Annotated in this window: 24 protein-coding genes; 7 read left to right on the forward strand and 17 right to left on the reverse strand. The window is 47.3% G+C overall.

Features of this window, described 5'->3' with window-relative positions; all coding sequences use genetic code 11:
• Window positions 1-11: 11 nt before the first annotated feature.
• Both ACLGLO_RS07710 and ACLGLO_RS07715 read right to left on the reverse strand, forming a co-directional pair.
• Window positions 12-1,166 (reverse strand): thiolase family protein, encoded by a 1,155-nt coding sequence (locus tag ACLGLO_RS07710; RefSeq protein WP_492129174.1) that lies wholly within the window; start codon window positions 1,164-1,166, stop codon window positions 12-14.
• A gap of 2 nt (window positions 1,167-1,168) precedes the next feature.
• A complete protein-coding gene (locus ACLGLO_RS07715) occupies window positions 1,169-2,242 on the reverse strand; it encodes a hydroxymethylglutaryl-CoA synthase (RefSeq protein WP_492128308.1) in 1,074 nt (357 codons plus the stop codon).
• 573 nt (window positions 2,243-2,815) lie between these two features.
• Between ACLGLO_RS07715 and ACLGLO_RS07720 the strand changes: the two genes are divergently transcribed.
• A complete protein-coding gene (locus ACLGLO_RS07720) occupies window positions 2,816-3,154 on the forward strand; it encodes a hypothetical protein (protein WP_492128309.1) in 339 nt (112 codons plus the stop codon).
• A 200-nt stretch (window positions 3,155-3,354) separates the two neighbouring features.
• Here ACLGLO_RS07720 and ACLGLO_RS07725 read toward each other — a convergent pair whose 3' ends face one another.
• The 6 genes from ACLGLO_RS07725 to ACLGLO_RS07750 form a co-directional block, all read right to left on the reverse strand.
• Entirely contained in the window at window positions 3,355-4,512 is a 1,158-nt protein-coding gene (locus ACLGLO_RS07725; protein ID WP_492128310.1) for an ABC transporter ATP-binding protein, read from the reverse strand.
• Window positions 4,512-5,501 (reverse strand): ABC transporter ATP-binding protein, encoded by a 990-nt coding sequence (locus tag ACLGLO_RS07730; protein ID WP_492129175.1) that lies wholly within the window; start codon window positions 5,499-5,501, stop codon window positions 4,512-4,514. The genes ACLGLO_RS07725 and ACLGLO_RS07730 overlap by 1 nt, the downstream gene beginning before the upstream one ends.
• Before the next feature lie 2 nt (window positions 5,502-5,503).
• Window positions 5,504-5,653 (reverse strand): hypothetical protein, encoded by a 150-nt coding sequence (locus tag ACLGLO_RS07735; protein WP_492128311.1) that lies wholly within the window; start codon window positions 5,651-5,653, stop codon window positions 5,504-5,506.
• Window positions 5,646-6,974: an ABC transporter permease gene (locus ACLGLO_RS07740; protein ID WP_492128312.1), complete on the reverse strand. Its 1,329-nt coding sequence runs from the start codon at window positions 6,972-6,974 to the stop codon at window positions 5,646-5,648. Before ACLGLO_RS07740 ends, ACLGLO_RS07735 begins: the two co-directional genes overlap by 8 nt.
• A 10-nt stretch (window positions 6,975-6,984) precedes the next feature.
• Complete coding sequence (locus ACLGLO_RS07745; protein WP_492128313.1) at window positions 6,985-8,094, reverse strand: ABC transporter permease; 1,110 nt, start codon at window positions 8,092-8,094, stop codon at window positions 6,985-6,987.
• 131 nt (window positions 8,095-8,225) lie between these two features.
• Complete coding sequence (locus tag ACLGLO_RS07750) at window positions 8,226-11,024, reverse strand: hypothetical protein (protein ID WP_492128314.1); 2,799 nt, start codon at window positions 11,022-11,024, stop codon at window positions 8,226-8,228.
• 85 nt (window positions 11,025-11,109) lie between these two features.
• Here ACLGLO_RS07750 and ACLGLO_RS07755 point away from each other — a divergent pair, with 85 nt between their 5' ends.
• Together ACLGLO_RS07755 and ACLGLO_RS07760 are read left to right on the forward strand one after the other, a co-directional pair.
• Window positions 11,110-11,667 (forward strand): SAM-dependent methyltransferase, encoded by a 558-nt coding sequence (locus tag ACLGLO_RS07755; protein ID WP_492128315.1) that lies wholly within the window; start codon window positions 11,110-11,112, stop codon window positions 11,665-11,667.
• Window positions 11,668-11,819: 152 nt separating this feature from the next.
• Window positions 11,820-12,689, forward strand: a complete 870-nt coding sequence (locus ACLGLO_RS07760) for a radical SAM protein (RefSeq protein ID WP_492128316.1) — start codon at window positions 11,820-11,822, stop codon at window positions 12,687-12,689.
• Window positions 12,690-12,714: 25 nt separating this feature from the next.
• Here ACLGLO_RS07760 and ACLGLO_RS07765 read toward each other — a convergent pair whose 3' ends face one another.
• Window positions 12,715-12,837, reverse strand: a complete 123-nt coding sequence (locus ACLGLO_RS07765) for a hypothetical protein (RefSeq protein WP_492128317.1) — start codon at window positions 12,835-12,837, stop codon at window positions 12,715-12,717.
• A gap of 209 nt (window positions 12,838-13,046) precedes the next feature.
• Here ACLGLO_RS07765 and ACLGLO_RS07770 point away from each other — a divergent pair, with 209 nt between their 5' ends.
• From ACLGLO_RS07770 to ACLGLO_RS07780, 3 genes are read left to right on the forward strand one after another with little or no spacing between them, the layout of a single operon-like run.
• Window positions 13,047-13,817: a metallophosphoesterase gene (locus ACLGLO_RS07770; protein ID WP_492128318.1), complete on the forward strand. Its 771-nt coding sequence runs from the start codon at window positions 13,047-13,049 to the stop codon at window positions 13,815-13,817.
• A gap of 1 nt (window position 13,818) precedes the next feature.
• Entirely contained in the window at window positions 13,819-14,937 is a 1,119-nt protein-coding gene (locus tag ACLGLO_RS07775; RefSeq protein WP_492128319.1) for a glycosyltransferase, read from the forward strand.
• Window positions 14,885-15,535, forward strand: a complete 651-nt coding sequence (locus tag ACLGLO_RS07780) for a uracil-DNA glycosylase family protein (RefSeq protein ID WP_492128320.1) — start codon at window positions 14,885-14,887, stop codon at window positions 15,533-15,535. The genes ACLGLO_RS07775 and ACLGLO_RS07780 overlap by 53 nt, the downstream gene beginning before the upstream one ends.
• Window positions 15,536-15,546: 11 nt before the next feature.
• Here the strand turns inward: ACLGLO_RS07780 and ACLGLO_RS07785 are convergent, their stop codons facing one another.
• The gene (locus tag ACLGLO_RS07785; protein WP_492128321.1) at window positions 15,547-17,307 is read right to left on the reverse strand and encodes a S16 family serine protease; all 1,761 of its coding nucleotides are present in this window, start codon (window positions 17,305-17,307) and stop codon (window positions 15,547-15,549) included.
• Window positions 17,308-17,477: 170 nt separating this feature from the next.
• On the opposite strand from ACLGLO_RS07785, the gene ACLGLO_RS07790 reads away from it, so the two are divergent.
• Complete coding sequence (locus ACLGLO_RS07790; protein ID WP_492128322.1) at window positions 17,478-17,951, forward strand: hypothetical protein; 474 nt, start codon at window positions 17,478-17,480, stop codon at window positions 17,949-17,951.
• A gap of 85 nt (window positions 17,952-18,036) precedes the next feature.
• Here the strand turns inward: ACLGLO_RS07790 and ACLGLO_RS07795 are convergent, their stop codons facing one another.
• The 7 genes from ACLGLO_RS07795 to ACLGLO_RS07825 form a co-directional block, all read right to left on the reverse strand.
• Window positions 18,037-19,848, reverse strand: a complete 1,812-nt coding sequence (locus ACLGLO_RS07795; protein ID WP_492128323.1) for an ATP-dependent DNA ligase — start codon at window positions 19,846-19,848, stop codon at window positions 18,037-18,039.
• A 204-nt stretch (window positions 19,849-20,052) separates the two neighbouring features.
• A complete protein-coding gene (locus ACLGLO_RS07800) occupies window positions 20,053-20,697 on the reverse strand; it encodes a TIGR00296 family protein (protein WP_492128324.1) in 645 nt (214 codons plus the stop codon).
• Window positions 20,681-21,160 (reverse strand): Mut7-C RNAse domain-containing protein, encoded by a 480-nt coding sequence (locus ACLGLO_RS07805; RefSeq protein ID WP_492128325.1) that lies wholly within the window; start codon window positions 21,158-21,160, stop codon window positions 20,681-20,683. Before ACLGLO_RS07805 ends, ACLGLO_RS07800 begins: the two co-directional genes overlap by 17 nt.
• Window positions 21,161-21,213: 53 nt before the next feature.
• Window positions 21,214-22,032, reverse strand: coding sequence for a CBS domain-containing protein (locus tag ACLGLO_RS07810; RefSeq protein ID WP_492128326.1), 819 nt, complete (start codon window positions 22,030-22,032; stop codon window positions 21,214-21,216).
• A gap of 11 nt (window positions 22,033-22,043) precedes the next feature.
• Complete coding sequence (locus ACLGLO_RS07815) at window positions 22,044-22,886, reverse strand: CBS domain-containing protein (RefSeq protein WP_492128327.1); 843 nt, start codon at window positions 22,884-22,886, stop codon at window positions 22,044-22,046.
• 17 nt (window positions 22,887-22,903) lie between these two features.
• Window positions 22,904-23,824 carry a CBS domain-containing protein gene (locus ACLGLO_RS07820; RefSeq protein ID WP_492128328.1) on the reverse strand — a complete coding sequence of 307 codons (921 nt, stop codon included), beginning with the start codon at window positions 23,822-23,824 and terminating at the stop codon, window positions 22,904-22,906.
• 13 nt (window positions 23,825-23,837) lie between these two features.
• Window positions 23,838-24,665 (reverse strand): CBS domain-containing protein, encoded by an 828-nt coding sequence (locus ACLGLO_RS07825; protein WP_492128329.1) that lies wholly within the window; start codon window positions 24,663-24,665, stop codon window positions 23,838-23,840.
• Window positions 24,666-24,790 lie beyond the last annotated feature (125 nt).

Here is a 24,790-nt window from a genome sequence, read left to right on the forward strand (position 1 = left end):
TCACCACCACCTCATGCCTTTTCCAACAGAACAGCTCCAAAAACCGCTCCTGCTCCCCCCATGGAGACTGCGAGACCCCTCTCTCCGCTGATTGGTGAATTTTTCACCTTTCCATCTGAAAGGAGAGAGACGAGCTCCGCGATTTGATAGACACCAGTAGCACCATACGGATGACCTCTCGCCTTCGTTCCCCCGGTAAGATTGACTGATGGTTTATCTCCAGGCCTGAATCTTCCCTCTTGTATGTCTTTCAATCCTCTGCCCCTCTCTGAAATCCCTAGCTCCTCAAGTATAATCGGGGCAGGCACCACGTAATCGTCTGATACATCGATGATGTCCAACTCCTTTGCTGAAGTTGACGCGCTTTTCTCCAACATATCTCTGACTGGTCTCAGAGCTGGAAATTCTTCGATATTTTCTCTGAGAGAGAGCTCCATCAGGTGCGAGGATAAATAGACCCCCTTTATTTCAGCCAGCCTCTTATCTTTCTCTATTTTAGAATTTTCTCCGGAAATCAGTAGAGCAGCGGCTCCGTCTCCGATCGGGGGAGAATGCAACACTCTCAGCGGCTCTGAAACAATCTCGGAAGCTCTTACTTGCTCTTTCGCAATTCTGAAGCGCAGCTGAGCGTGGGGGACGTCGAGAGCATTTTCATGCATGAGCACAGGCCACTCATCTAGAGCGTCTTCACTGAAGCCGAACTTTCTGAGATAGCTTCTAGTCATGAGAGCAAAAATGGAGGCAGGTGTTGCTCCATGAAACGCTTCATGTTCCGAATTTACCAGTGTCGAGAGAGCATGATTTACGAAGGCGCTCGTGTAATCAGTCATCTTCTCGACGCCTATTACCAGTACATCATTAGCAATGCCAGCTTTAATTAGAGACGTCGCAAGAAGCACTGCCGAAGCTCCTCCTGCTCCACCATTCTCAACTGAAAGCACTGGCTTTCCCAAAATTCCCAAATCTTCTGCTATAGCGCCAGAGAGAATGTTCTGGGTCTGCATCATACATCCAAAGGAATTGGAAACTATAAGTGCATCAAACTGAAGCTGTTCATCAAGTCTGGCAATCATATTTTCGAAAGATCTGAAAGCCAGATCTTCCAGAGAGTCAGTGAACCATCTGGAGATCTTCACCATCCCGTAACCTGTAACGAAGACTCTCATCTTCAACTACCCCCTATTCTTCTGATCAAGCTTCTGAACTTAGCATATTCCGAATATGTGATGTTCACTTTTCTGTTAATGTAGTGTGCGGCTGTGGGAGCTAGCTTCCTCCTGCTTTCGACCTTATCGGTCACAACAATGCTGTATGCATCGCTTCCTGCCCCACTCCCGAATGGAGCCAACAGAATCCTGCTTCCAACTTTCACCGTATCAAGCAGGTGGCTGAGGCCTGAGATAGCTGAGCCATTGTAAGTGTTTCCTATATACGGAGTTAGCAGTCCGGGTATAATCTTCTCCTTCGGAATCCCGAGCTTCTCCCCAACTTTCAGCGGAAACTTTCCATTCGGCTGGTGAAAAACTGCATAATCGAAGTCGCTGGGCCTAAGTCCTGTTTTTTCCATGAGCCCTTTTACCGCATTGATTATGTGATCGAAATATGCAGGATCTCCTGTGAAGGCTTCTCCATGCAAGGGGTATGGGCTGAGGCCCCTCCGCCAGAAATCTGGTGTATCAGTAATGTACGAGAAGGAGGCTTCGAAGTAGGCAGCAGACTCTTGCTTCGGCCCTATAACGAACGCCGTTGCTCCGCTACTTGCCGTGAATTCGAGTACGTCCCCCGGATTGGCCTGCGCAGTGTCGCTCCCAACAACGAGAGCATATTCCAGCATTCCGGAAGAAACAAGACCAATTGAGGCCATAATTCCTTCACTGGCAGCTCTGCATGCGAACTCCAAGTCGCTTGCCATAGTAGCTGGAGTTATTCCAAAAGCTTCGGCAATTATTGTTGCGCTTGGCTTCACAGCATAAGGCTTCGATTCTGTACCGAAAAAGACGGCGCCTATCTTTTTTGGATCGATTTCCGCCCTCAAGATGGCGTTCCTTGAAGCCTCATATCCCATGGTTACAGCATCTTCATCGGAAGATGCAACGGCTTTTTCAATCATTCCCAGCCCGCTTCCTGTGCCTGGAGGAAAGCCCCACTGCCTCTCAATTTCAGAAACAGATAGCCTGTAAATTGGAAAGTAGCTCCCCCATCCAACTATTCCTGCTTTCTCTTCTGGGAAACGTACAGACATGGCTTCTCCTCTTTTAACTTTTGACTTAAATGCTTTAGATATAAGTCGTATTTAACTTTAACTTTTTGCATCGGAAATGCGAGCTGAGCCCATACCTTACCTCTTAATTAGGACTGTTTAATTTTTATTAATCAATTTCATTTCTAGTTCTGTTCTGATTTTGAGAAAGCTTTCCTTCCTGTTTTTTAGATTGTTCTTTTATCTATACCGGAGCGATTACGCCATATCACTCCGAACTTTTATAGCAATGTTTAAAAACGATTGTCTCAAGTAACAAAAACAATGCTCCACTGTAAGAAGAAGTTTTTATAGAAGGGTATTGTGCTTAGTAGTCCATAAGATAAGGCTTGATGACTTATGGAAGAAATCTTTGGTCTAAACATAGTAGCTTTTCTCGTCTCTGACAAGGGCAGGAGAAAGAAGTATGTAATCGAAAACAGCTTGATATGCCAGCTTCCGCCAGAAGAGAGGATTTTCCTGGTTCAGGCTGTAGAGGAAAGCTGGAAACCAAGCTTCGAGCCGATGAAAGTCAAAATGAAAAAATGTTTCGACGAAAGATTTCTTGAAGCTTTTTTGAGAGAAGGAGAAACGGCCGCCGAAGCCTTGATTGAACCCTCTGAAAAAGGCTTCACGTGGAAGTTTCTCCGCTCAGAAATGAACAGATTGCTTTTCGGAGGTTTAGTTGGCACAGGCTTCCAGCATGACATTTCTAATAAAAAGTCTTCGTTCCTCAGCTATTTATACAGGGAACTGCTACCGAAGGAAGGTTTTTTGGAGATAGAAGGCCTGTATGCCGTACCAGCGTCAAGGACTAATAAAGATGGGAAAATCAGAATTCATGAACCCTCCCTCAAGAAACTCGAAGACATGATGAACCTGCTGATAAGCAAAAAGGAGCTTTTTCTGCCGTAGTTTCGCTTTTCCAGCTTGGTTCGAAAGCACATAGACAACGGATTAACTGCTATATCATTTTTTATCTGGTCAGTAAGAAGCCAAAAGCAGTTCTTTCAATTTTTACGGCTTTCAGTAGTTTAATCGAGTAATGAAGAAGGGGAAGGACGTTTTGAAAAAGCTTTAGAATGAACCCCAGCAGGCTTATTTTAAGAAGAAGTTCAGGTGAAAAAGTCCTTTGTTCTTTCTATTTTCTTCCACTTTTCGTACAACCAGCAGTTCACATATCTGCCATCTTCAGAGATGAAATAGGGAGGATCCATTACAGGGCATTTATCTTTAAGCTTATCGAGGTTCTCATCGAAGGCAACACACCTTGGATGGAAGCGGCAGCCTGGAGGGATGTTTGCCGCGCTCGGCACTTCTCCCTTTATAGGGACGTTTCTCAACCTTAATCTGTTCGAAGGATCAGGTTCAGGTATCGCTGCTACGAGTGCCTTTGTATAGGGATGCAGAGGATCTTCTATTATTCTCCTCGTATCACCCATCTCGACAATTCTTCCCAAATACATTATGGCTATTCTGTCGCAGATGTATCTGGACACAGCAAGATCGTGAGTTATGAATATGTAGCTCAGATTCCTCTCTTTCTTTATATTCAGGAACAGCTCAAGCATCTCTGCTCTTATCGAGACATCAAGCATCGAAACAGGCTCGTCAGCGACTATGAGTTTAGGATTCATTATGAGCGCTTTGGCTATTGCTATTCTCTGCCTCTGGCCTCCTGAAAGCTGGTGCGGAAATCTGTCTACGAAGTCCTCTGGAGGCTTGAGCTTCACCGTCTCCAGAACTTTATAAACCCTCTCCATTTTTTCCTCTTCGCTCAGCTCAACCTTGTGAATAATCATGGGTTCCTTGAGAATGTCTCCTATTCTGTATCTCGGATTCAAGCTTCCATAGGGATCTTGGTAGATTATTTGTATATCTTTCCTGACAGGCTTCACTTTTTTAGGAGGGATTGCAAATATATCTACATAGTCCTTACCATCGACATCGATGCCATTTTTCTTCAAATCTTCGATCGTTTCCGGTCTCGACCTGAATAGAGCGTTTCCGCTCGTAATTGGAACCAGCCTGAGCAGTGCTTTACCTGTTGTAGTCTTTCCGCAGCCGCTCTCTCCTGCCAAGCAGAAGGTCTCCCCTTCGCGCACAAAGAATGACACAGAGTCTACTGCTTTTACGTATCTTTGAGGCTTCCTCCTCAGTATCTCTCCTATTCCCCTCTTCAGCGGAAACCAGACCTTCAAGCTGTTGACCATGAGAAGGAGATCTCTGTTGGCCTGGAATATTTCATCCAGCTCAGGGTCGTGGCGAGACATTAGGCACCACCGCTCGATTTATGATTTTTAGCATACAACCAACACCTCACGAAGTGCCCCTTCTCCACTTCGATCAGGTCTGGCTCCTTTTCTCTGCAGATATCTTCTGCTTCGGGGCACCTTGGGTTGAACCTGCACCCTGGAGGCGCAGATATCAGGTTTGGCGGCTCTCCTGGAATGTAGTGGAGCTTCTCTATCGGTCCTCTTAGTCTGGGTATGCTCTTTATAAGCAACCTTGTGTAGGGGTGATAAGGCCTGTTGAATATGATGTCTGAGGGGCCATATTCGACTATTCTTCCGGCATACATTATGGCAACCTTGTCGGCCATTTCCGCAATTACGCTCATATCGTGCGTGATCAGTATAAAGCTCAGCTTCTTCTCCTGCTTGAGCTTTTTCATCAGATTGAGAATTTGAGACTGGATGACCACATCGAGCGCAGTGGTGGGCTCATCTGCTATAACGACTGTAGGCTCCAACGCAAGGGCCATGGCGATGACTGCCCTCTGCTTCATTCCTCCGCTGAGCTCGTGAGGATATCTCTTCTCTAGCTCTGGGTTCAGGCCTACCATCTTCAGCAGCTCTCTTACCCTCTCGAGAGCCTCTTTCTTGGTGTAGTTTCTATGGTATATCAGCGGCTCAGCCAGCTGATAGCCGATTGTGTAGACTGGGTTGAGCGAATTTATTGCCCCCTGAAAAACCATACTTATTTTTTCCCAGAGGATCTTTTTCCTCCTCTCCTCTTCTGGAAGCTTCAGTATATCGATGCCATCTATAATCACTGAGCCTTCAACGATCTTCCCTGGTGGGGGGACGAGCCCCATCAGGCTCCATGCGAGTGTGGATTTTCCGCAGCCGCTCTCTCCTGCTATACCCAGTACCTCTTCCTTCTCCAGCTTCAGATTGACCTTTTCCACGGCTTTAACTACTCCCCGGAATGTCATATAGCTAGTGCTCAAATTGGATACTTCGAGGACTGTTGTCATCAGCTTCACCTCCTGAGCTTGGGGTTGAGTATTAGATCGAGCGCCTGCCCGATGAATATGAAAGTCATCCCAACCAATGTGATCATTAGACCTGGGGGCAATACCCACCACCAATACCCATTGATTGTCGCGCTGCCCTTCTCGGCATCATTCAATATCCTTCCCCATGTCACTATGCTGGGGTCTCCCAGCCCCCAAAAAGCTGAGGCTCGCCTCCGTTAGTATTGCTCCGGGGACGCTGAGGGCCATGCTTGCGAATAGATATGGAAGAACCTGCGGCAGGATGTATCGGAAGAGAATTCTCGATGAGCCGGCACCCAAGGCCTTGGCAGCCTCGACATATGTCTCCTCTTTAATTTGAAGAGCCATGCTCCTAGTAACTATAGCTGTGGATGGCCAGCCGAAGATTATCAGCATGCTTATCACATTCCATATGGATGGTTGGAATATTATGGCCAATAGTATCAGTATTGGAAGGACTGGTATCGAGTAGAACACCTGAGCTGTCCTGAGCAATATCTCATCCGTTTTTCCTCCAAAGTAGCCGCCAATGACCCCGTAGATTCCGCCGAATAGGACAGAAATGACGCTGACGCTGAACCCTATTATGAGAGCCCACCTTATTCCATATAGAAGACCCATCCACAAATCTCTTCCAGCAGCATCGGTTCCGAAGACTCCATAGCAACCTCCGAGGGCTATGAATTCTTCTAGCTCAAAGCTCATATTGCTGTCCTCGCTGTAAAAAGTAACAGTTAGGTTGTATCTGCCTGGGAGATATGTAGCATTGGTTGTCTTCAAGAGATCTGGAGTTAGCACTTCATGCATGACATTGAAGGCAACGCTGGGGAGTCTGTAGAGATCTTGAAGCTGCACTGTAACGTTGTTTTCCTGAAGCCATGGCCCTATGTAGTTGTTCACTGTCATCATGTTGTTCGTATAGGTTGACAGCGGGATCCTGAGCTCACCTGAATATTTGCTCGGGGGAACCCCGAATATGTCCATCACCGAGGTCTCCTCGCTGAAGAGAGGGCCTGTCAGCACAAGTGAGGTATTGTCAGGCCTGTTCAAAACCATGTAGACGTATGTGGGAGATGAGTAGTTCCCAATGAAGCGCAGGATGATCTCTTTAGGAGGAGCACTCTGAACTTCATAGATGAATGAAAAGCTCTCATATGTGAAGTTGTCCGCTGTTCCTCTCGCAAAGTGGAAGTTTTGTGTCGATTCTCCTCCTTTGATTTCTTGAGTTTTGAAGACGTTTCCAGCAGCCCAGCAGGGGGGGACAGCCTTCGGATTGTCCTGCCAGTACTGAAGATTGTTCCAATTGTTTATGTCCTTCATGTTTCCTATATATGGAAAGAGAATAGTCAAGCCCAAAAAAATTAACAAGAGAGTGAAGCCTACTATGCCGACTTTCGTCCTCCTCAAGTCCCCGAAGAATCTTCTTATCCCGCTTTGCGTAGACCTGCCTGCCATTCATTCCACCTCAGAATACCTGCTGCCCTCCTGAAGTCTTTATCCTTGGATCGAGGAATACATAGAGTATGTTCAGCACTATCACAGCCAAAATGAAGAGTAGAACTGTGATGTACACGTTTCCCGCTATCAGCATGGGTTCACTATTGGTTATGGCTATCCAGAACAGCAACCCCATTCCAGGCCATCCGAACACCGTTTCGGTTATTATCGCACCCCCCAGGCTTACAATTATGTTGAGCACGGCAGTTGTAACAATTGGTGGGCTTGCCGCCCTCAAGACATGGCCAAACAGAACTCTCCTTTCTGAGAGGCCTTTTGCTCTGGCAGTCATGACAAAATCTTCTGCCATTTTTCCAATGACGATATTCCTGACTATGTATGCCCATCCTCCTACGCTTACTAAGATCACTGTTAAAAGGGGCAGAGTCATGTAGTAGAGCCACGCTTTGATGTATTCGAGGACGTAAGTCAGAGTTGAGATACTACCGGCATGGTATGCTTGAGACAGTTGCTGCACTGCAAAGTAAACCGGGAGGCTCTGGGTTGGGAACCAGTGATTCCAGAAGGCAAATACCAAGAGCATTATCATTCCCACCCACCACATCGGCAGGCTTGAAGATAGTATAGCAAAGAATGAGACCAGGTTGTCAACGATTCCATGAGGCCTTCTAGCAGCATACAGCCCTAGACCCAGACCAAGCAACGTCGATATAACTGTTGCTGTGAAGAAGAGGATGAGAGTGTTCTTCAATGCAAATAGAATCTGAGAGCTAATCGAGGCTGAGTCCCCCATATAGATATGCCTAGCGTTTCCGAGGTTCAGCGTGAGAACGTTTATCATCATGTGATAAACTTTGGAGATGGGGTTTCCGACCAGCCCGAATCTCACCATCAAGCTCTGCTGATACATGTTAATAAGCTGTTGCTTCTGCTCTAGTGAGATCGTGGGGTTTCTGGCTAACTGTCGCGCATATTCTTGAACCATCTCTGTAACAACGCCTTGCAGTATAATTTGACTGTAGTATACCAAAAGCGCTGAAATGATTGCTACAATTATAATGAGAGCTGCTATGTTGCTTGCAATCTGAACCCCAATTGTCCTCCCGAGGCTTGACATTTTCTTCAACCAATGCTAGCTATTTCATAAGAAAATCTTGGCGGATATATATAAAGCTTTTTGTTAAATAATCAAATTTGAGAATAATGGTGATAAAAATTTTTATTGTTTTCAAAAAAATTAATATATTTTTATTTCCTTCTCATGAGCCACCAAGCTAGCCCTGCTATAATGATGATTATCACAACAGCAATTCCCACTATAGCCCCTGTGGACATACCTCCTGCTGCAGTGGTTGTTGTCGGTGCAGTTGTTGCGCCGGTAGTTGTCGTTGTAGCTGGAGGAGTGGTTGTAGTCGTGGTTGCTGGAGCAGTTGTTTTTGTCGTTGTAGTTGGAGAAGTGGTTGTTGTCGGTGCAGTTGTTGCGCCGGTAGTTGTCGTTGTAGCTGGAGGAGTGGTTGTAGTCGTGGTTGCTGGAGCAGTTGTTTTTGTCGTTGTAGTTGGAGAAGTGGTTGTTGTAGTGGCTCCAACAACATATGCTGTGTTCAGTCCCCACATGCTTCCCAGTCCTGTCTGGGATCCGTAAAGCGGTACGACAACCTTAGCGCCGTTCACCATATAATATGAGAGGGCAACGTTCAGGAATATCCTAAGAGACTGCTGCATTCCCATCGCATCCAGAGTAATGATGTCATTGTAGAGGTCGCTGATCTGCTGTGGAGTGTAAATTCCGAACGCCAGCTTCTGGCCGAGCTGGTAAATTGTTTCATTGAAGAGATACCACTGATCAGGTTTATTTGGAGTTGGGTTGAGTCCGTAGCTTGCGAATGGAGCATACATCTGCGCGACATCGTATCTCGCCCAAACAGCTGGCTCATCGACTGTGGTCTGCCATCCTTCAGTATATAAACTCCAAGGATGATCTCCGAATGCAAATGTGGCCATATCGGTATAGAATATTTTTTTAGTAACAGTTCTTTGTATCTTATCTTCTTGTACTTTTATGTGGAAGTACTGCTGTATCCACGTTGTTACCTGTTCTCCTATGGCTAGTCTAAACGGATCATCTACTCTGATTTCGAAGTAAATGGTGACTGTCTTCTGAGTCCCGTCTGGCAGGATCAACGTCAGCCATGGAGTTCCGCTGGAGTCTGGAATATAATTCAGTGATAGGCCGTATGCGTTGAGCGTTTCGTTCACAGCTGCTATTGACTGGTTGTACAGAGCGACAGCAGCATTAATATCTCCGCTGGGATATATGCCCACCTTCTGCTCCACTTTGCTTATGTTTAACAGCTTGTAAGCAGGCGCGAACGGAACGATAGCACTGAGCATTGGAGCTGCGCTTCCCTGATAGATGTTCTGTACTAGTGAGTTCCTGTTGATCAGCAGGTTCAATGCAAATCTTACGCCGTCGATCCCCATTGGGTTGAACTGGAAGTGCGGATCCTTCATGACTGTCAAGTTCAGCAGGTTGAAGGGAACCCAGTCTGGGTGGCCGTATATTGAGAGATCTGTATCCAGCACTGTTCTGGGGTTATATAGCACAAGCCCAGGTATTACCGTCCCGTTGAGGGTTCTGTCTTTGAGCTTAATCTGCCCAGGCTTAGTCGGGTCGTAGATATTGCTGACAGGATTAACACTGATATCGTTATATGTTGTTGTTGTTGGAATAAGGGTCACTGTAGAGGGGACAGTTCCAATCTTGCTTATTGGCTCGGCATAGAAGAATACGTCAGCCGTCCCGCTCCTCACTGCCTGGATACCAGCATCTTCTGTGGTGACAGACTCAACCAGTATTTCATCGAGCCCCGGAACCACTAGGTTCTTGTAATGATACTTTATTTTCGGTAGGCCCAGGAAAGTTCTGCTTTTCAGGACCAGAGTGTTCGACTGTGCATTGTATGAATCCACGTAGAATGGACCATTGCTGACGGCAGCAACGCCGTGAGTGTTGATCCAATTGATGAGAGCAGAAGTCCTTGTTGAGAGGTCGTTACCATAGTTGTAGCCGTATGTGCTGAGGCCATTGAAGTAATAGAGCTTGGAAGGAGTGAGGGCTTGAGCAGCTGCTTTTATTTCAGGAGCATTAACCAGCATATCAATTCCAGTAAGTGTTCCTCCTTCGGGAGTAGTGGTGTCCTCCCACCATAGATTCGTGCTGTTTATGACAGCAAGTTCCATAGAAGCCAAGAGCTCATATGGAACTGGTGGATATGGTATTATCGTGGAAGCTATAAGCGACGGATCTACATCAACGTAGTTGGTGTATATTGCGATGGCAGTGTCGTTGATTATCTGGACTCCCTCGATCATCCCCACCATAGAACCTACAGCTCCGGCGAAATCTGCATCATAATATTGATCAGTTTGATTTGTCAAGACGCTTGTATCGGTAGTCCACCTCCACATGAAGGCCAGCCAGGCTAGAACATCAGCCACGCTGAAGTTTATGCGGGTATGCCATGGAACCTGATCGAAGTTGAATATTATTTCTACCTGAGCTTTTCCGTTCCCCTGCAGGTAGTTTCCAACGCTCTGGAGGAATCCTACTAGATTCTCCACTCCCTGTTCGTTTATGTATGAAGCGTATGTCTGGTTAGCAGCGGCGACGCTCATGGGAACCCATTTAAGCATGAATGGATCGAATACGAGAGCGCTTGCTGGTATCACAATGTGCGGAACAGCAGTAGTTCCTTCAACGGTATAGTTGCCTATATATTGATATGTTGCAGTTGTCTCAACCGGCATTCCCGTGTCTGGTGCTGAATACAATCCCCATTCTCTAACATGTTGCCAGAGGTTTTGGCTGTATATATCCTGGAATCCATCTACAGGATTCCAAGGGCTCATGAACAGGCCTCCTGAAGAGCTGAACTCGAGCAGCTTTATTGAGTTCGCTGTCTGTGCCATTCCAATCGATGATGATGCGAGTACTCCCAACAATAGTAGAGCAACTGTGAATAGAGGTAATATTTTTCCCTTTTCCATGCATTACACCTTATGCCTATGTTTGTAGGTTCGATTTATTATTACCTTTCAGCACTATATATAAACTTAACTTAAGGGATGACGAATGGACGAGCGGATCCCGCTTTGGCCTAAGTCGGGAAGCGCTGACGCTCCTTGGATCCCATCGCCAATGGAAGCTGTTCTGCATGCCATCAGCATTGGGGAAGTCGGTGAGGGAACTAAGTTCGCTGATATTGGCTGCGGAGATGGAAGAGCTGCGGTGATTGCTGCAAAATATGCAAAGAGCATGGCCGCATGCATAGAAATAAGAGAGGATTTGTGCGCGCTTTCGGAGGCAAATGCTGTTTATAACGGCGTCTCCGATAGGTTCAGGGTTATTTGCAGAGATGCTAGAAAGGTGGATTATAACGAATTCGATGTGATATACATCTATATGTTTCCATCGTTTATTGAGGAGATCTCCCGAAAGCTGGACGAAGAGCTCAGGGCGGGCTCCAGGGTAATTACTCTGGACTTTCCTATAAAAGGCTGGGAGCCTGTTCTGCTCAGGAGGTTCATGGATAGCAGAGGAATAAGGAGGACATTGTTCATGTATGTTGTTGGAGTCTCTAATCCCTCTTCGTGGAGGTTCGGAAAATTCGATGGTTACCCTGAGCAGTAGCATTGGGATATCGAGGATAGGAAGAGTGTACCGAATCTCTCGTCCATTTCCGCTCGTTGGACATATAGCATTCGGTATAATAGACAGAGGCTACAACAACCTTCAGGTGAGAGTAACTTCGCTGTGCCCTCTTTCATGCATGATTCTGCAGCGTGGCAGCAGGTCCGCATTCGAAGAGAAAGAGCGATTTCATCCTCTCAGATCCTCAGTGGCTGGCGGAGTGGGTAGAGTATGCTGTTGGATTTAAGGGGGAAGTCCATGTCCTCTTCGATGGAATAGGGGATCCCATCACAAACATTGATCTCCCCAAATTCGTGGCAGCTGTGAGGAGAGTTAGAGGAGTCAAAAGCATAGCTGTGGAGACAAGGCTTTTCCCCGCAAGCGAGAAGCTTATAGATCAGCTCAGGGAAGCTGGAGTGGAGAGATTGAATGTGAGCATTGATACCACGAATGAGGAGAAGGGGAAGATTCTGGCGGGAAATTCTGCCTATTCGGTGAGGAGGGTTATTGATCTTATAAGTTATGCTTGGAAGGAGAAGGGAATGGATGTTCATATTGCACCCGTATGGCTTCCCGGAGTAAATGATGAAGATATTGAAGACATAATTGAATTGGTTATCAAGATGGGGCTCGGAGGGAAAATTCCTCCGTTAGGGATCCAGAAATTTGTAGCCCACAAGTACGGGAGGAAGCCGGAAGGAGTGAGAGAAGTCAGCTGGTCCGAATTCAGAAGCTTTCTTGAGCGCCTCGAGGAGAAGTATGGAATCAAGTTGATTTTGTCTCCAGAAGATTATGGCCTAGAAAGAGCTCCGAGAATTCCAATCCCCTATAAGAAGCATGAGGTGCTTAAGCTAACAGTTGTAGGGGAAGGCCTGCTAAGGAACGAGTACCTCGCTCTGTCAAAGAAGAAAGACAGAGTCTTCACGCTGGTCAGCAGGAAAATGGATTTTGAGGCAGGAGACGTTGTGGTTTCGGAGGTTATACAGAACAGGGATGGCATACTCATGGCAGTCCCAGCATGACTCGGCTTTGAGTCAATTTCAAAATTCAGAGTGAGACTAGGAGCATCATCCCAATCAGGTCAAGGGCTGCCCACGTCATCATCACGTAGTCCTTTCTTTCCGCAGCAAATAAACTTATCGAAGAGTACATCCATCCTCCTAAGTACATATGTTCAGAAAAACCAGTATCTTAAAATATCGGGAGAAAAATGCTAGCAGCAGCAAGCACTATGATGAATTGTTGATATGAAGACCGGAGGTTTATATTCTGATGACGGTTCTTAAAGAAAAACTAGCGAAAGAAAAACTAGCGTTTGAACGTTGCGCAAAAAGAAAATTACAATCAAACTCGACAAATGAAAAGGCTGGTATAGAAAAATGATAGAGGTAGGCGAAGTTTCTCTGCTTCCAGGATTTCCCGTTGCGTTCCACAGAGAGCTGAGGACAGCAATAATTGCTGACCTCCACTTGGGCTATGAGGAAGAGGTTGCGCAGAGCGGCATTTACCTGCCAAAGAAGCAACTGAGGATGGCCCTCCTCCTGATAGAATCGCTGAGCGGCATGGGGGTGAGAAGGCTCATCATAAACGGGGATATCAAGAACAGCTTCAGCAAGCTGACCATCCAGGAAAGGGAGGAGATCATAAAGTTCTTCGGAAGAGCTAAGGATCTTTTTGATGAGGTCGTGTTGATAAGGGGGAACCACGACAACTATGTTTCCATAATCACGGATAAGATGGACGTCAAGCTGCTTCCGAACATGAAATTAGGGAAGAGCGTTTTCATTCTTCACGGCCACAGAGAATCTTCTGAAGCCCTCAAGCATGACTTGATAATAATAGGGCACGAGCACCCTTCTCTCACGCTGAGAGATGAGATCGGTTCTTTTCTGAAGCTTCCATGCTTCCTCAGGGTCCCCGTTAAGGGGAGCAAGAAGAAGGAGATCCTCGTGCTACCAGCCGCGGGCTACTATCAGTCTGGGAACCCCATATCTCTCAACCCTGAAAGCTATCTTTCACCTTTGATAAGGAAGCACGGAAACATAAAAATGGGGGTCCCGATTGTTCTGGACATTGAAAACAAAGATCTCCTCGAATTCCCTCCTCTTGGTGCCATGGAGGAATTGATCAGCGAAGGAGCTGAGAGATAAGATGACGGAAAAACCGAAGGTAAGCATTGTAGTTCCCACATATAATGAGAGCGGAAACATGCTCCCGCTCATCTCGAGAATAAAGAAAGCTCTCGAAGGCATCGACTTCGAAATAATAATAGTTGATGATGATTCCCCAGACAAGACGGCGGAAGCAGCGCTCAAGGCTGCGCAGGAGCTCGATATTCAGGACAGGGTAAAAGTCATTGTGAGGACGGGAGAGAGAGGGCTGTCCACAGCTGTAGTGAGGGGGCTTGAAAGCTCTTCTGGAGACGTTCTGGTTGTGATGGATGCTGATCTCCAGCACCCTCCAGAGGCGATAGGCAGGCTTATTCATCCAATAATCGAGGGAAAGGCTGATGTCTCCATTGGAGTGAGAAAGGGAGAGGGGTACAGAGGGCTCTCTCTCTTCAGAAGGGTTGTCTCGAGAACTGCTTCCCTCATCTCGAAAATGCTCCTCCCACAAACCAGGAAAATAAGCGACCCAATGTCAGGATTCTTCGCCCTGAAGAGAAGCGTTTTCCTTCAAGCGCGGGAAAGGCTCAATCCGAGAGGATTCAAAATCCTGCTCGAGCTGATCGTTAAGGGAAGAGTTCCTCCTGAGAGGATAGTTGAAGTAAGCTACATATTTGAAAAGAGGCAGTGGGGGAAAAGCAAGCTCAGCAGCAGGGAAGTTCTGAACTTCATATGGCACATCCTCGCTCTCAATGAATTCAGGGTATTGAAGTTCATGGCAGTCGGAGTATCGGGGATCTTCGTGAATGAAGGGATGCTTTGGCTTCTATATTACAGAACTGGAATCCCTCTGGAGGCGTCGGCAGCTCTCGGGATAGAGAGCAGCATCCTAAGCAACTTCTTCCTCAACTCCATTTTCACGTTTAAGGGCAGGAGAGAAGAGAGCCTGCCTGTGAGAATTCTCAAGTATCATCTCTCAACGGCTGTTGGAGTTTTGGTGAACTACGCTACACTGATCTTTTTAACCAAAGTTTTCGGAATTGAAGCGCTCCTTTCGAACTTGATAGGTATATTTCTCGGATTCATTTTCAACTACACTTTGAGTGAGCATTTTGTCTGGAAGGAATTCTCCGGTGATGAGGATCGTGGCCGAGAAGGGGCTTGAAGCGCTGAAAGAAGAAATAATAAAGTGCAGAAAATGCCCCCTTCACGCAACGAGAAATAAGGCTGTTCCAGGCTGGGGAAATCACAGGAGCGACATGGTTTTCATAGGAGAGGCCCCAGGAAGAGAAGAGGATCTCGAGGGAATCCCCTTCGTTGGAAGGGGAGGAAAGCTGCTGGATGAGGCTCTGAAAGAAGCGGGAACCGAGAGGGAGAAAGTTTATATAACGAACTTAGTGAAGTGCCGTCCTCCGAAGAACAGGAGGCCGAGAAGAGAGGAAGTCTTCTCCTGCTCTGATTATCTTCAGAGAGAGATGCTTATCGTCCGTCCAAAGGTCATAGTTCTGCTCGGCTCCACAGCAGCCACGTACCTTTACAATGAAAGCCTTCCCTATCGGAGAATTCCTAAAATCAAAAAAGTTGAGGAAAACAGGGGGAAGCCTGGTACAACTGTGATACGGGGAGAAGCATTTCCATCGTTTGTGACCTACCATCCGGCAGCAGCCTTGAGAAAGCCGGGCCTTAAGCAGGAGATCATTCTGGATATAAAAAAGGTTCTCAGCTTCCTCAGATCTTCCTCAGAGAAGGGAGGCGTGGGTTAGCAGAGCTGGTGCTACCAAGACCTCCTTGTCGCTCTGTAGAGAGCAACAGAGATAAGTGAAGCCAGCATCCCTACAATTGCCCATATTACTATCAAAGATGCCAGTATGCTTCCAGTTGCGATCTGGACTGAAAGCTGGTATCTTTCTCCAGTCGCCTGAGTGCTCAGCGAAATGAACAGGAGCGGAAGGGACCAAGAAATCGCTGTTTCGACCATCATCAGTCTTGTCTCATCGTCGAGGCCTTTGTAAGCAGAATACTCCATGTAAGCAGGCGGAATCGCAGATATGAGGCCGTTTCTGAGTATGTTGGAGTAGATTACTGCGAAGACCTTCGATGCTTCAGATATATACTGCGGTAAGGAGCTCGGCTCTTGGAAATTCATCGATGTGAGAGCTGAGGAAAGCTGATATGTCAGCTCTGAAAAGAGAGCGTATTTGAGAAAGAGCTCGTCGTCTTTTTCGAGCGAAACAGCATAGTTGAGGTTGCTCAGCAGATCGCCGTAGTAAGAGGAAAGGCTCTGGCTTCCACTCTCCGCAACAATGGATCCGAGATATGAAGATGCTGCTTGAAGAAAGGTTGCGTATTTGCTCAGCGAATTCTTCGCCTGGCTCACCGATAGTGAGGGGTAGCCTGACCAATTCAGAGCTGCAAGGTGCATCCAAGTTTCAGCCGCAGCTATTCTTCCCTGGGCGCTCGCTGCGTAGTGAATGGAGCTCGACAGGTCATTCGAGGAGGAGCTCTCTCTGATGTAGTTTTCAGCTTCCCAAAGACGGGACTCCGCGGTAGAGAGAGCTTCAAGCGCTGGAACTGGTATCGAGGGCTCCAAGAGAATAAATGCTTCGGTGCTTCTCAGCGTTTTTCTAGTGTCATTCAGAGCCGAACTCAGCTCAGATAAATAGGAATCCAGCAAGCTTCTGGATGTGATGTTTTTCATCAATGATTTTTCAACTGATGAAACGTAGAGGGAAAGGGCTAGGCTGGCAGCAGTATAGTTCCTGCCAGTCTGAAGCGATGAAATGACAGCATCAACTGCTGAGGAGTTGCTGAGGGAGCTGTCAGCCGAAAGGGTCTCGTTCAAGTAGTGAAGAGCTGCATTCCCCATCTCGTCCGAAACTTCTCTCGGGTAGAAGTAGGATGCCGAAAAATTGAAAAGAGACGAGCCGTAGCCATAGAGCTGCGAGTTCAGAGAGAGGATGCCAGCTGATGGGAGGAGAGACATGTTGCTGCATCCGCTCAGGTTGGAGCTATCGTATAGGTAGTTTGAAACTGGGAGGGCAAAGCTCTTAGCTCCTGCCCCGCACGCAGCAGAAAGCTTTTCCTGAACTCCTCCTATCATGATTGACAAGCCGTCGATACCCACAGCGCCTGTTATCACCGTATCATTGATGCTGGGGGGCGGCGTCCTGCCGCTGGACAGGATGTAGAAAGCTTCAGCGATCCCCAGACTTGCGCTTGGGCCCTCTATGCCGGAGAGATCGGAATTGAAGGAGATAGATGCGTTGTACTCGAAGGGATCCCTGTCAGACAGGAGGAACGATATGTAAAATGCGAGAATAGAGGAGAAAAGCGTATCGTTTCCAATGCTTTGAGCGCCGCTGATTGAGAGCTTTCCTGTACCTCCCGGAGCTATTCCAACTCTTATTTCGATGACTGCTCCTCCTGAGTTCGTCACCGCTGGAGCGTAGATGCTCAGAACCTCCTGACCTTCCGCTGCCGAAGCTATTGATCCCGAAATGAAGACGGCTATCAGAAAAGCCGCGGAAATCAGCAAGCCTTGCTTCTCTCTCAATTTGACGAACGCCTTTGAGACTTCTTATCCTACGTTGTATTGAGCTCGCGTTTTATATAGTTAAAGACCTCTTCCTGAGACCTTCGATGCTCCTCATAAGCCAATAGTTTTTTTATAATTGCCTCTGTCAAAAATAAAGTGTTGATAGCTCCATGAACAGGGACAAGCTCATTGAGTTGAAGAAGTTCCTCGAAGATGAGATAAAAAGGAGGAAGAAGGAAGTTGAGTATCTGGAGTTCTTGCTGGCCTACGTAGAGGGGACGCTTGGAAAAGCTTCTCCGGATGAGGGGAAAGGTGTAGAAGAAAGCCTGATGGAAGTCAGAGCAGGAAAGGAGACGATTGCAATCATAACGCGCACTTCCACCGGGATAAAGGCCAGGCTTTTGTTTGAAGCCAAGAAAACACCAGAGCTTATCTCCGAGATCAGAAAGCAAGTCAACATGATAGATGAAAATGCCAAGATCTCTTTCTTCGATGATAGGGAAGTTCTGAGAGAAATTGCCGTGGAGTCGAAGTACATGACTCCTGTTATCGAAAGCGGGATATCTGAGGCGCTCAAGCTGATTCTGGTGGATATTTTCAGAGAGGAGAGAAAAAGCGGGGGAAAGGAAGCGTTCGAGGAGTGAAGTTACCCGCTTTTCGCCTGCTTCATAGAAAGAAAGAGCTGGCAATTTTTCAACCGGTCTCATTCTGCATGGAGCTGCTGTTCGCTCATGCCTCCTGCGATTCTGGAGCTTCCTCTTCCATCTTCTTCAGCTGCATTCTGTACATCTCGACCAGCTCCTTGCAGGTAGTAGCATCCTCAGGGCCTTTGTCATCCCTCCATTTAATGAATCTTGGAAATCTTATGCTTATTCCAGTTCCCGGAGTGATGGAATCCATGGCGCAGGTATGGAGGGGGCTTAGGGTTAATTCAGCCCCAATGACTTCGGCCACCTTCACAGGCTTGACCCATACATCTGGTTCAACTTCGCTCACCACTCTGGGATCTCTGTGGTCGATGGCTATTTCTCTGAGCATCCTAGTCATCCTATCGAGCTCTTCGTCAGTGAACCCTGTACCTACTTTGCAGACTGTTCTGAAGACGTCCTCTTCCTCGTCGTATCCAGCCAGGAGAAGTGTGCTGAGCTTTCCAGCCCTCTTCCCCTTCCCGTAGAATGCTCCTACGACGACGAGGTCCACTGAATCGGTCATTTCGCTCTTGTAGTCTCTCTTGTACTTTATCCACAGCCAACCCCTGCTTCCGGCCTGGTAGATGCTCTTATCGCTTATTGACTTCACCATCACCCCTTCTGCTCCGTTGCTTATAGCTTCTAGGAAGAACTTCTCCAGTGCTTCTGGGGTTTCCACCACCACATACTTCGCGATTTCCACGACATCGCTTGGCTTCACAATTTTCTCTAGTGCCTCTCTTCTGGCCGGCAAGGGGCGGTTGGTGAGGTCCTCTCCGTTGAGGTACATTATGTCAAAGAGAAAAACCTTGACAGGAACCTCCTTCATTGCCTTGTGGATGTCGTGCTTCCTCTTCCTCGTCATGAGGATTTGAAACGGCCTCATCTCTCCTGTTTCAGGATCGAAGGGGACTATTTCCCCCTCAACTATTGCTTCCTCTGCATCAATGCAGTTCCCTATTGCCTCCACGACGTCGGGATACTGGTGGGTAATGTTCTCCAGCCTGCGGGAAAATATCATGATCTGCTTCTTGCTATAGTGTATCTGAGCTCTCTCGCCGTCGTACTTATACTCCACGAATGCCCTTCCCCCGACCTTCTCGAGCATCTCCTTCGGATCCCTGTGCCTTTCAGCCAGCATGGGTCTTATAGGAATCCCGAACTTGGGGGTTATGTTCTTCAGGTGTTCGATCCCTCCGCTGACTAGTTGCTCAGCGATTTCCCCCAGGTCAGCCCTCAAGTTGTAAGCCCTCTCTATTATCTGCCTCTCATTCTTCGAACCTCCATAAGCAATGGCGAGGGCGTCCATAATGGTCGCATCTCCAATGTTTATTCTCAGCCTCCCCTCGACGAACCTCACAATGAACTTTGCTTCTAGTGGACCGGCCTCCTTTATGAGCCCAGAGAGGATCCTCAGCTTTGTCTCCCTGCTCCCCTCCCCTTCTGCCATTGCGATCTTTACAAGGGCTTCGTAAACTCTAGCGACGCTCAGCCTATTCTTTTCGCCCCCGCCCAGAAACTGAAGCAACCCAGCTGGCTGCTGCCCCCTGCTCTTTTTGAGCTGCTCGGCCACCTTACCAAGATCACCTGTCTCCTTAAACAGCCTCTCTACTTCCTCCTCTCTGACATTGGTCGATAGGCTGATCGCTTTAATGAGCAGCTTCTCGGCCACACCCAGCTCTGGGAGACCTTTCCAGTCAGGCCACAGCCTCCCCTGGAGAAGGTAGACGACCCTCCTTATTTCCTCCTTCGGAGTCTGCCTGAAGAGATCTACGAGTGCATTTGTCAGAGCTATTCTCGAGCTTATCTTTTCGAGCTCATCAAATGTCCTCGCAAGTATTTCGAAATCCATTTCGGGTTCCTCAAGAAATATTATTAATTCTGATTTCATTATATATTAAAACATGCTGATGATGAGAACCGGCAAGCTTGAAACTTGCTTAATGATATATCAGAGTTAAGCTGAAGCTAAATTCTAAATCGATTAAACGGTATGGATGTTCCAACTGTGCTCCACTACTGCTGGAGAGCCCAGTCAATATGAGGTTTGCTGCTTTCATAGCTCGGCAGGGCCTCTATCGAATTTCCTCTTGACAACCCTCCCGAAGCTCTCTTCCTCCTCGAATATTCTTCCATAAAAGTAGAAGAACTGAGTATCCTCTCTTTTCCAGCAATCGGGATGGAGTCCCGCCTTCATGCAGGTATTTTCGAGGAACTCAACTTCGTTCCACCCTTCCTCGACTGCCACCTGCGGCAGGAGGAGTCCCGAAAACGGACCCTTCTTTACCATCAGTCCCATTTTTCCAATCTTGACGAATTTAGGCCTTTCATTCGGAGACGCTGGAATGGGCTTCAGCTCAGAAAGAACTGTGACTTCGAAGATAGTTGCCGGGTATTCTCTAAGAGATAGTGGGGGGAACCTGGGGTCATTGAAGGCAGCCTCTCTCGCAACCTCTACTGTAGCTTCAATCAGGGGCATTACTGGGGCAACATAGCCTATGCATCCTCTGAGCTGCTTTCCACCTGCACCCAGCATGTATATGGTCACGAATGGAATTCCGGGCCTTCTCAGCTTTTCAGGAGAATCCTTGAGGTCTGGCTTCTCCCCTCTGAAATAGGTTTCCACGCTCTCTCTCGCTTTTTTTACAAGATACTCCCCATCTTCAAGCGTCAGCTCTTCGGGTTCAACAGTTCTCAGCATCTGCTTCACCTAATACCTTTCTAATATAATATAAGTGCTTTCCGACCCAATAAATCATTCCACAGTTCTTGCAGAGGAAGTACTCTCTTTTTTTGGTACCGTAGGAGATTGGAGGTTTAGTTGTCCTGATCAACTCTCCATTGCAGAGGGGGCATCTGGACTTTTCCGGATCAAACGAAAGAGATATGAGGCCAGCGCTTCTCAAGCATGAGAGGAGGTTCTTCAAAGGAAGGTTCACCGGAAAGCAGACCACGCTCAAACCTTCATCTATGGCATCCTCGCAGAGACGCCTGTCTCTGGTTATCAGTATCCTTTCCTCCTCTTTGAGCCTTTCGAGAATTTCGCTATCATCTGCTTCTTTCCAGTAAAGGGTGTCATAGCCTAAAATTCTGAGATACCTTGCCAGCTTGCCCAGCATCGCATCGACTCCGAATTTCGGCCTGGATCTTCCTCTGCTCTCCATGAATCTGCAGGCTCATTGCTTTTTTGAAGAACTCTACCGCACATTGAGCAACTTCATTTGGAAAAAACGGTATATAGATAGTTCACTAAACTTTCGGCGGTCAGGATCCCGACAACCTCTTCTTTCCTCGCAACAATTACGCCCGGCTTCCTGCTGTCCAGCATGAGCTTCGACGGGACTGATATCGGATCCTCAGGTTCCACTGTGAGGGGGGGCCTGTACATTATGTCCTCCACGAAGATCTCTCTCCTGACCTTCTTCCTGCTTGATTCCCCCACCCTCTCATGATAGATCAGCAAAGCATCTGCCAGTTCGCTGGCAGTAACCATCCCCAGCAGCCTTCCGCTGGTATCAAGCACAGGCACCAGCACTAAGTTGCCGCGGAGGAACTCTTCTCTAAGGGTGAGTATCCTCTCTCCGAGGTGAGCTGCTTTTGGAAGCGGCTGCATCAGATCATTCACTGCGAGATCGTCATTCTCCGTGAAAGCCTTTGCCAGGTCGATCTTGTGGAGGAGAGCTTTCGGTTCTTCGTTCTCCGTCAAAGGGACAGAACCTATTCTCTTCGATACCATCAGGCTTACGCTTTCCTTGAGCGTAGAGCTGAGAGGCGCAACTATCACCGGCTGGCTCATGAAACTCGATATGTGCAGCTTCGAAGCGCTGGTGAGCCTGGTCCTCTCGACCATCAGCTTCCCAAGCACATCTCTCTTCGTCATTATACCAACTAGCGCTTTGTCATCAGTAACGAGAACTCTGTCAACCGAGTGCTTCTCCATTAGCCTGAAGGCGTGGGTAAGTGTATCGTCCTTATCTGCTACTGGAAAATCCCGCTCGGCAAGATCCATCGAAAGCATGTTTGATAGTCTCTCCATTTTCATCTCCCTCACATTCTGGATAGCGCGGCAGTTATTTCATGCTTCGTTATTATGCCTTTGATGCTGTTATCTTCTGCTATCACGGGCAGGCAGCCGATCCCCCTCTCGCTCATTATCCTCGCCGCCTCAGCTGCATCAGCTTCCTCGTTTGTCGTGATGACATTGGTCCTCATTATATCAGAGGCAAGGGGGATGAGATAGTATCGAACCCCTCCAGTCCTGCCCTTTTCGAGGGGAGTATCCCTCTTTATATACTTCTCGTTTACTGCGAATATTGAAGCATCGATGAATATGAGGTCTCTCTTAGCGATAACGCCGAGAAGGCGCTCCCCATCAACCACCAAGACCTTGTAGTAAGGCTTTTCGCCTATCTTTTCCAGCACAGCTGTTAATGGCTGGAATGGTGAGACAGTTGGAGGGGAGGGATCCATGAGCTCAGCTACGCGGAATTTGTTCTGGAAATTCTCTGCATACGCTCTAGTCAAATCGGTTCTCTTTATTATTCCTGCAAGCTTTCCCTCACCGTCGAGAACCGGAAGGGTGCTGATCTGATTTTTTACCATTATCCTTGCCGCATCTATAATGGAGTACGTCATCTTGATCGTTAATGGATTCTCGCTCATCACTTCTCTCACAACTATCTCGTTCCACGGCCTCCTCGCAAGCTCTCCCCTGCTCATAGTCTTCAGAAAATCTGTTGATGTCAGGACTCCCACAGGTGCTTCCTTCTCCACAACAACTAGACTGCTGATCCCATTCTTCAGCATCAGGTTTCTGGCATAAGAGAGCATGTCATTTGGTGAAATCACTATCACAGGTGATGACATGTAGTCCATTACTTTTGGAGGCATTCCAAACCACCTCGCTCCTATTTGAGAGGAAGGGCTAAAGCATAAAAAATGTCGTGCTCACTTATCATCCCGACTTCCTCAGAATCCTGAAGAACTAGCGCTGAACTTGAACCAGAATCGAACATTATCCTTGCCGCCTCTCCAACGTCCATCGAGGCTGGTATCCTCACGAGATTGTAGGAAGCGAGGGTGCCAACTGAGGCTGAATTCGCTTCAGTTACATACCCTTTCTTCACCCATCTGTAGACTTCGCTGCTTCCGAAGTATGCTATAAGCCTTTTGACATTTATGGTTCCCACAATCTGCTCAGCTTCATTCCTCACGAATATCTGCCTGACTCCTAGAGAAACCATTTTCCTCATTGCTTCAAGTATCGGATCAAACGTGTTTACCGATATGATCTGTGAAGAAATCTCTTCTGCGGCGACACCAGTTCGCTTCTCCATCAAAAGCTCGACGATGTCGTGCTCAGATACGACACCGTATACTGTCCCGTCCTTGTTGAGGATCGGAACAATAGAAGCCCTCTCTCTCACCATGATTTCCACCACTTCGCTTAGATTCGAGTTGATCAAAGCCGAGGGGGCACTCGGTGAAATGAGGCTCTTCACAGGCTCCTCCAGGCACTTGAAGAAGTTCCCTTCATATCTGTTTATGACGATGTTGTATGAATCTCCGCCGCCGAGATATTCCAGAATGTTTTCGGCGAGAAGGAGGCCATGATACTTGTCTCCCGAGGTTACAACGAGGCTCCTCACTTTGTGAGTGTTCATCCTCTCCAGAGCTTCCTTTACCGGGGAAGAGTGCGATATAGTGAGAGCAGGCCTCTTAGCAAGCCTCTCCAGATCCCCTTCGATCCTGTACAACTTAGATGAAAATTCGGGCTTCCCATCGCTCCTAAGCCATCTGTGCTTATCGAACCTAGGATAAAAGGACAAGTCGTCTACCCCCTCAATGTTTTTTCAGAAGAAATCTAACCACGTCTTCTCTGTCGATGACGCCTGTGAGCTTTCTGCTTTCCGCAACATACACTCTTCCAATGTCCTTTTTCAGCATAATTTCTACTATTTCACCTATACTGCTGTTCGGTTCTACTGCAATAGGTGGAGTTGTCATCACATCCTTGACTTCGATTCTCCTTGGAGATGAAGACTCGAGGACTGGGCGGGAGTAGCCTTTCCTCAGAAGGTCATGCTGAGTAATTACGCCTACCAGAAGGTTCTTCCTACTGATTACCGGAAAGCCGGCATATTTGTGCTTCAGCATCAAATACCATACCTTGGAGATTTCGTCGTCCTCATATACGGCAAGGGGATCGCGTATGTATATTCCGTCGATAGGCGCAGAGAGTGCTTCTTTCCTGCTGCTGGATAGATAGGCTATTCCGCTTTCCAGCCCAAAAATTCCCTCCAGCTCACCGTTCTTCTTTTCTACGATAGAATACCACTCTCCGTTATTGAGCATGGCTTCGAGAGCTTCGATGACATCATCGTTTTCATCAAACGACAAGAAATCTCTGCTCATTACGTCATTAACAGTCAAGTTAGATCTCGTGGATGATATATTGAGGAGATCTATTCTGTGGACAACCCCAATAACTTTTCTGAAGGAGCTGCTTTCGACTACGGGGAGCACCCTGAGAAAAGACTCCCTCATTAATTCCCTGGCTCTCAGGGCTTTTTCTTCTCTGAGCAGGAATGGGATATTCTTCTTAGCGAAAGAAGAAACGGTAGGCTTTATAACATTGGTTCTATTAATAACCTCTCCTATGAGAATCACCTTACCGTTATATTATTTTATTCCTGTAGATATAAAAGTCTTTATGAAAAAGATATGAATTTTTATGTGCAAGTATTATTACTGATTATAAATTATAGAAAAGTTATACATATTATGAGAGATGC

The organism is Fervidicoccus sp. SLHALR4, assembly GCF_058692745.1.

Coding starts and splice junctions, on each gene's coding strand:
- ACLGLO_RS07710 (WP_492129174.1), bottom strand. CDS start 1,166: ATGAGAGTCTTCGTTACAGGTTACGGGATGGTGAAGATCTCCAGATGG.
- ACLGLO_RS07715 (WP_492128308.1), bottom strand. CDS start 2,242: ATGTCTGTACGTTTCCCAGAAGAGAAAGCAGGAATAGTTGGATGGGGG.
- ACLGLO_RS07725 (WP_492128310.1), bottom strand. CDS start 4,512: ATGTCTCGCCACGACCCTGAGCTGGATGAAATATTCCAGGCCAACAGA.
- ACLGLO_RS07740 (WP_492128312.1), bottom strand. CDS start 6,974: ATGGCAGGCAGGTCTACGCAAAGCGGGATAAGAAGATTCTTCGGGGAC.
- ACLGLO_RS07745 (WP_492128313.1), bottom strand. CDS start 8,094: ATGTCAAGCCTCGGGAGGACAATTGGGGTTCAGATTGCAAGCAACATA.
- ACLGLO_RS07750 (WP_492128314.1), bottom strand. CDS start 11,024: ATGGAAAAGGGAAAAATATTACCTCTATTCACAGTTGCTCTACTATTG.
- ACLGLO_RS07755 (WP_492128315.1), top strand. CDS start 11,110: ATGGACGAGCGGATCCCGCTTTGGCCTAAGTCGGGAAGCGCTGACGCT.
- ACLGLO_RS07765 (WP_492128317.1), bottom strand. CDS start 12,837: ATGTACTTAGGAGGATGGATGTACTCTTCGATAAGTTTATTTGCTGCG.
- ACLGLO_RS07770 (WP_492128318.1), top strand. CDS start 13,047: ATGATAGAGGTAGGCGAAGTTTCTCTGCTTCCAGGATTTCCCGTTGCG.
- ACLGLO_RS07775 (WP_492128319.1), top strand. CDS start 13,819: ATGACGGAAAAACCGAAGGTAAGCATTGTAGTTCCCACATATAATGAG.
- ACLGLO_RS07790 (WP_492128322.1), top strand. CDS start 17,478: ATGAACAGGGACAAGCTCATTGAGTTGAAGAAGTTCCTCGAAGATGAG.
- ACLGLO_RS07795 (WP_492128323.1), bottom strand. CDS start 19,848: ATGGATTTCGAAATACTTGCGAGGACATTTGATGAGCTCGAAAAGATA.
- ACLGLO_RS07800 (WP_492128324.1), bottom strand. CDS start 20,697: ATGCTGAGAACTGTTGAACCCGAAGAGCTGACGCTTGAAGATGGGGAG.
- ACLGLO_RS07805 (WP_492128325.1), bottom strand. CDS start 21,160: ATGGAGAGCAGAGGAAGATCCAGGCCGAAATTCGGAGTCGATGCGATG.
- ACLGLO_RS07810 (WP_492128326.1), bottom strand. CDS start 22,032: ATGGAGAGACTATCAAACATGCTTTCGATGGATCTTGCCGAGCGGGAT.
- ACLGLO_RS07815 (WP_492128327.1), bottom strand. CDS start 22,886: ATGCCTCCAAAAGTAATGGACTACATGTCATCACCTGTGATAGTGATT.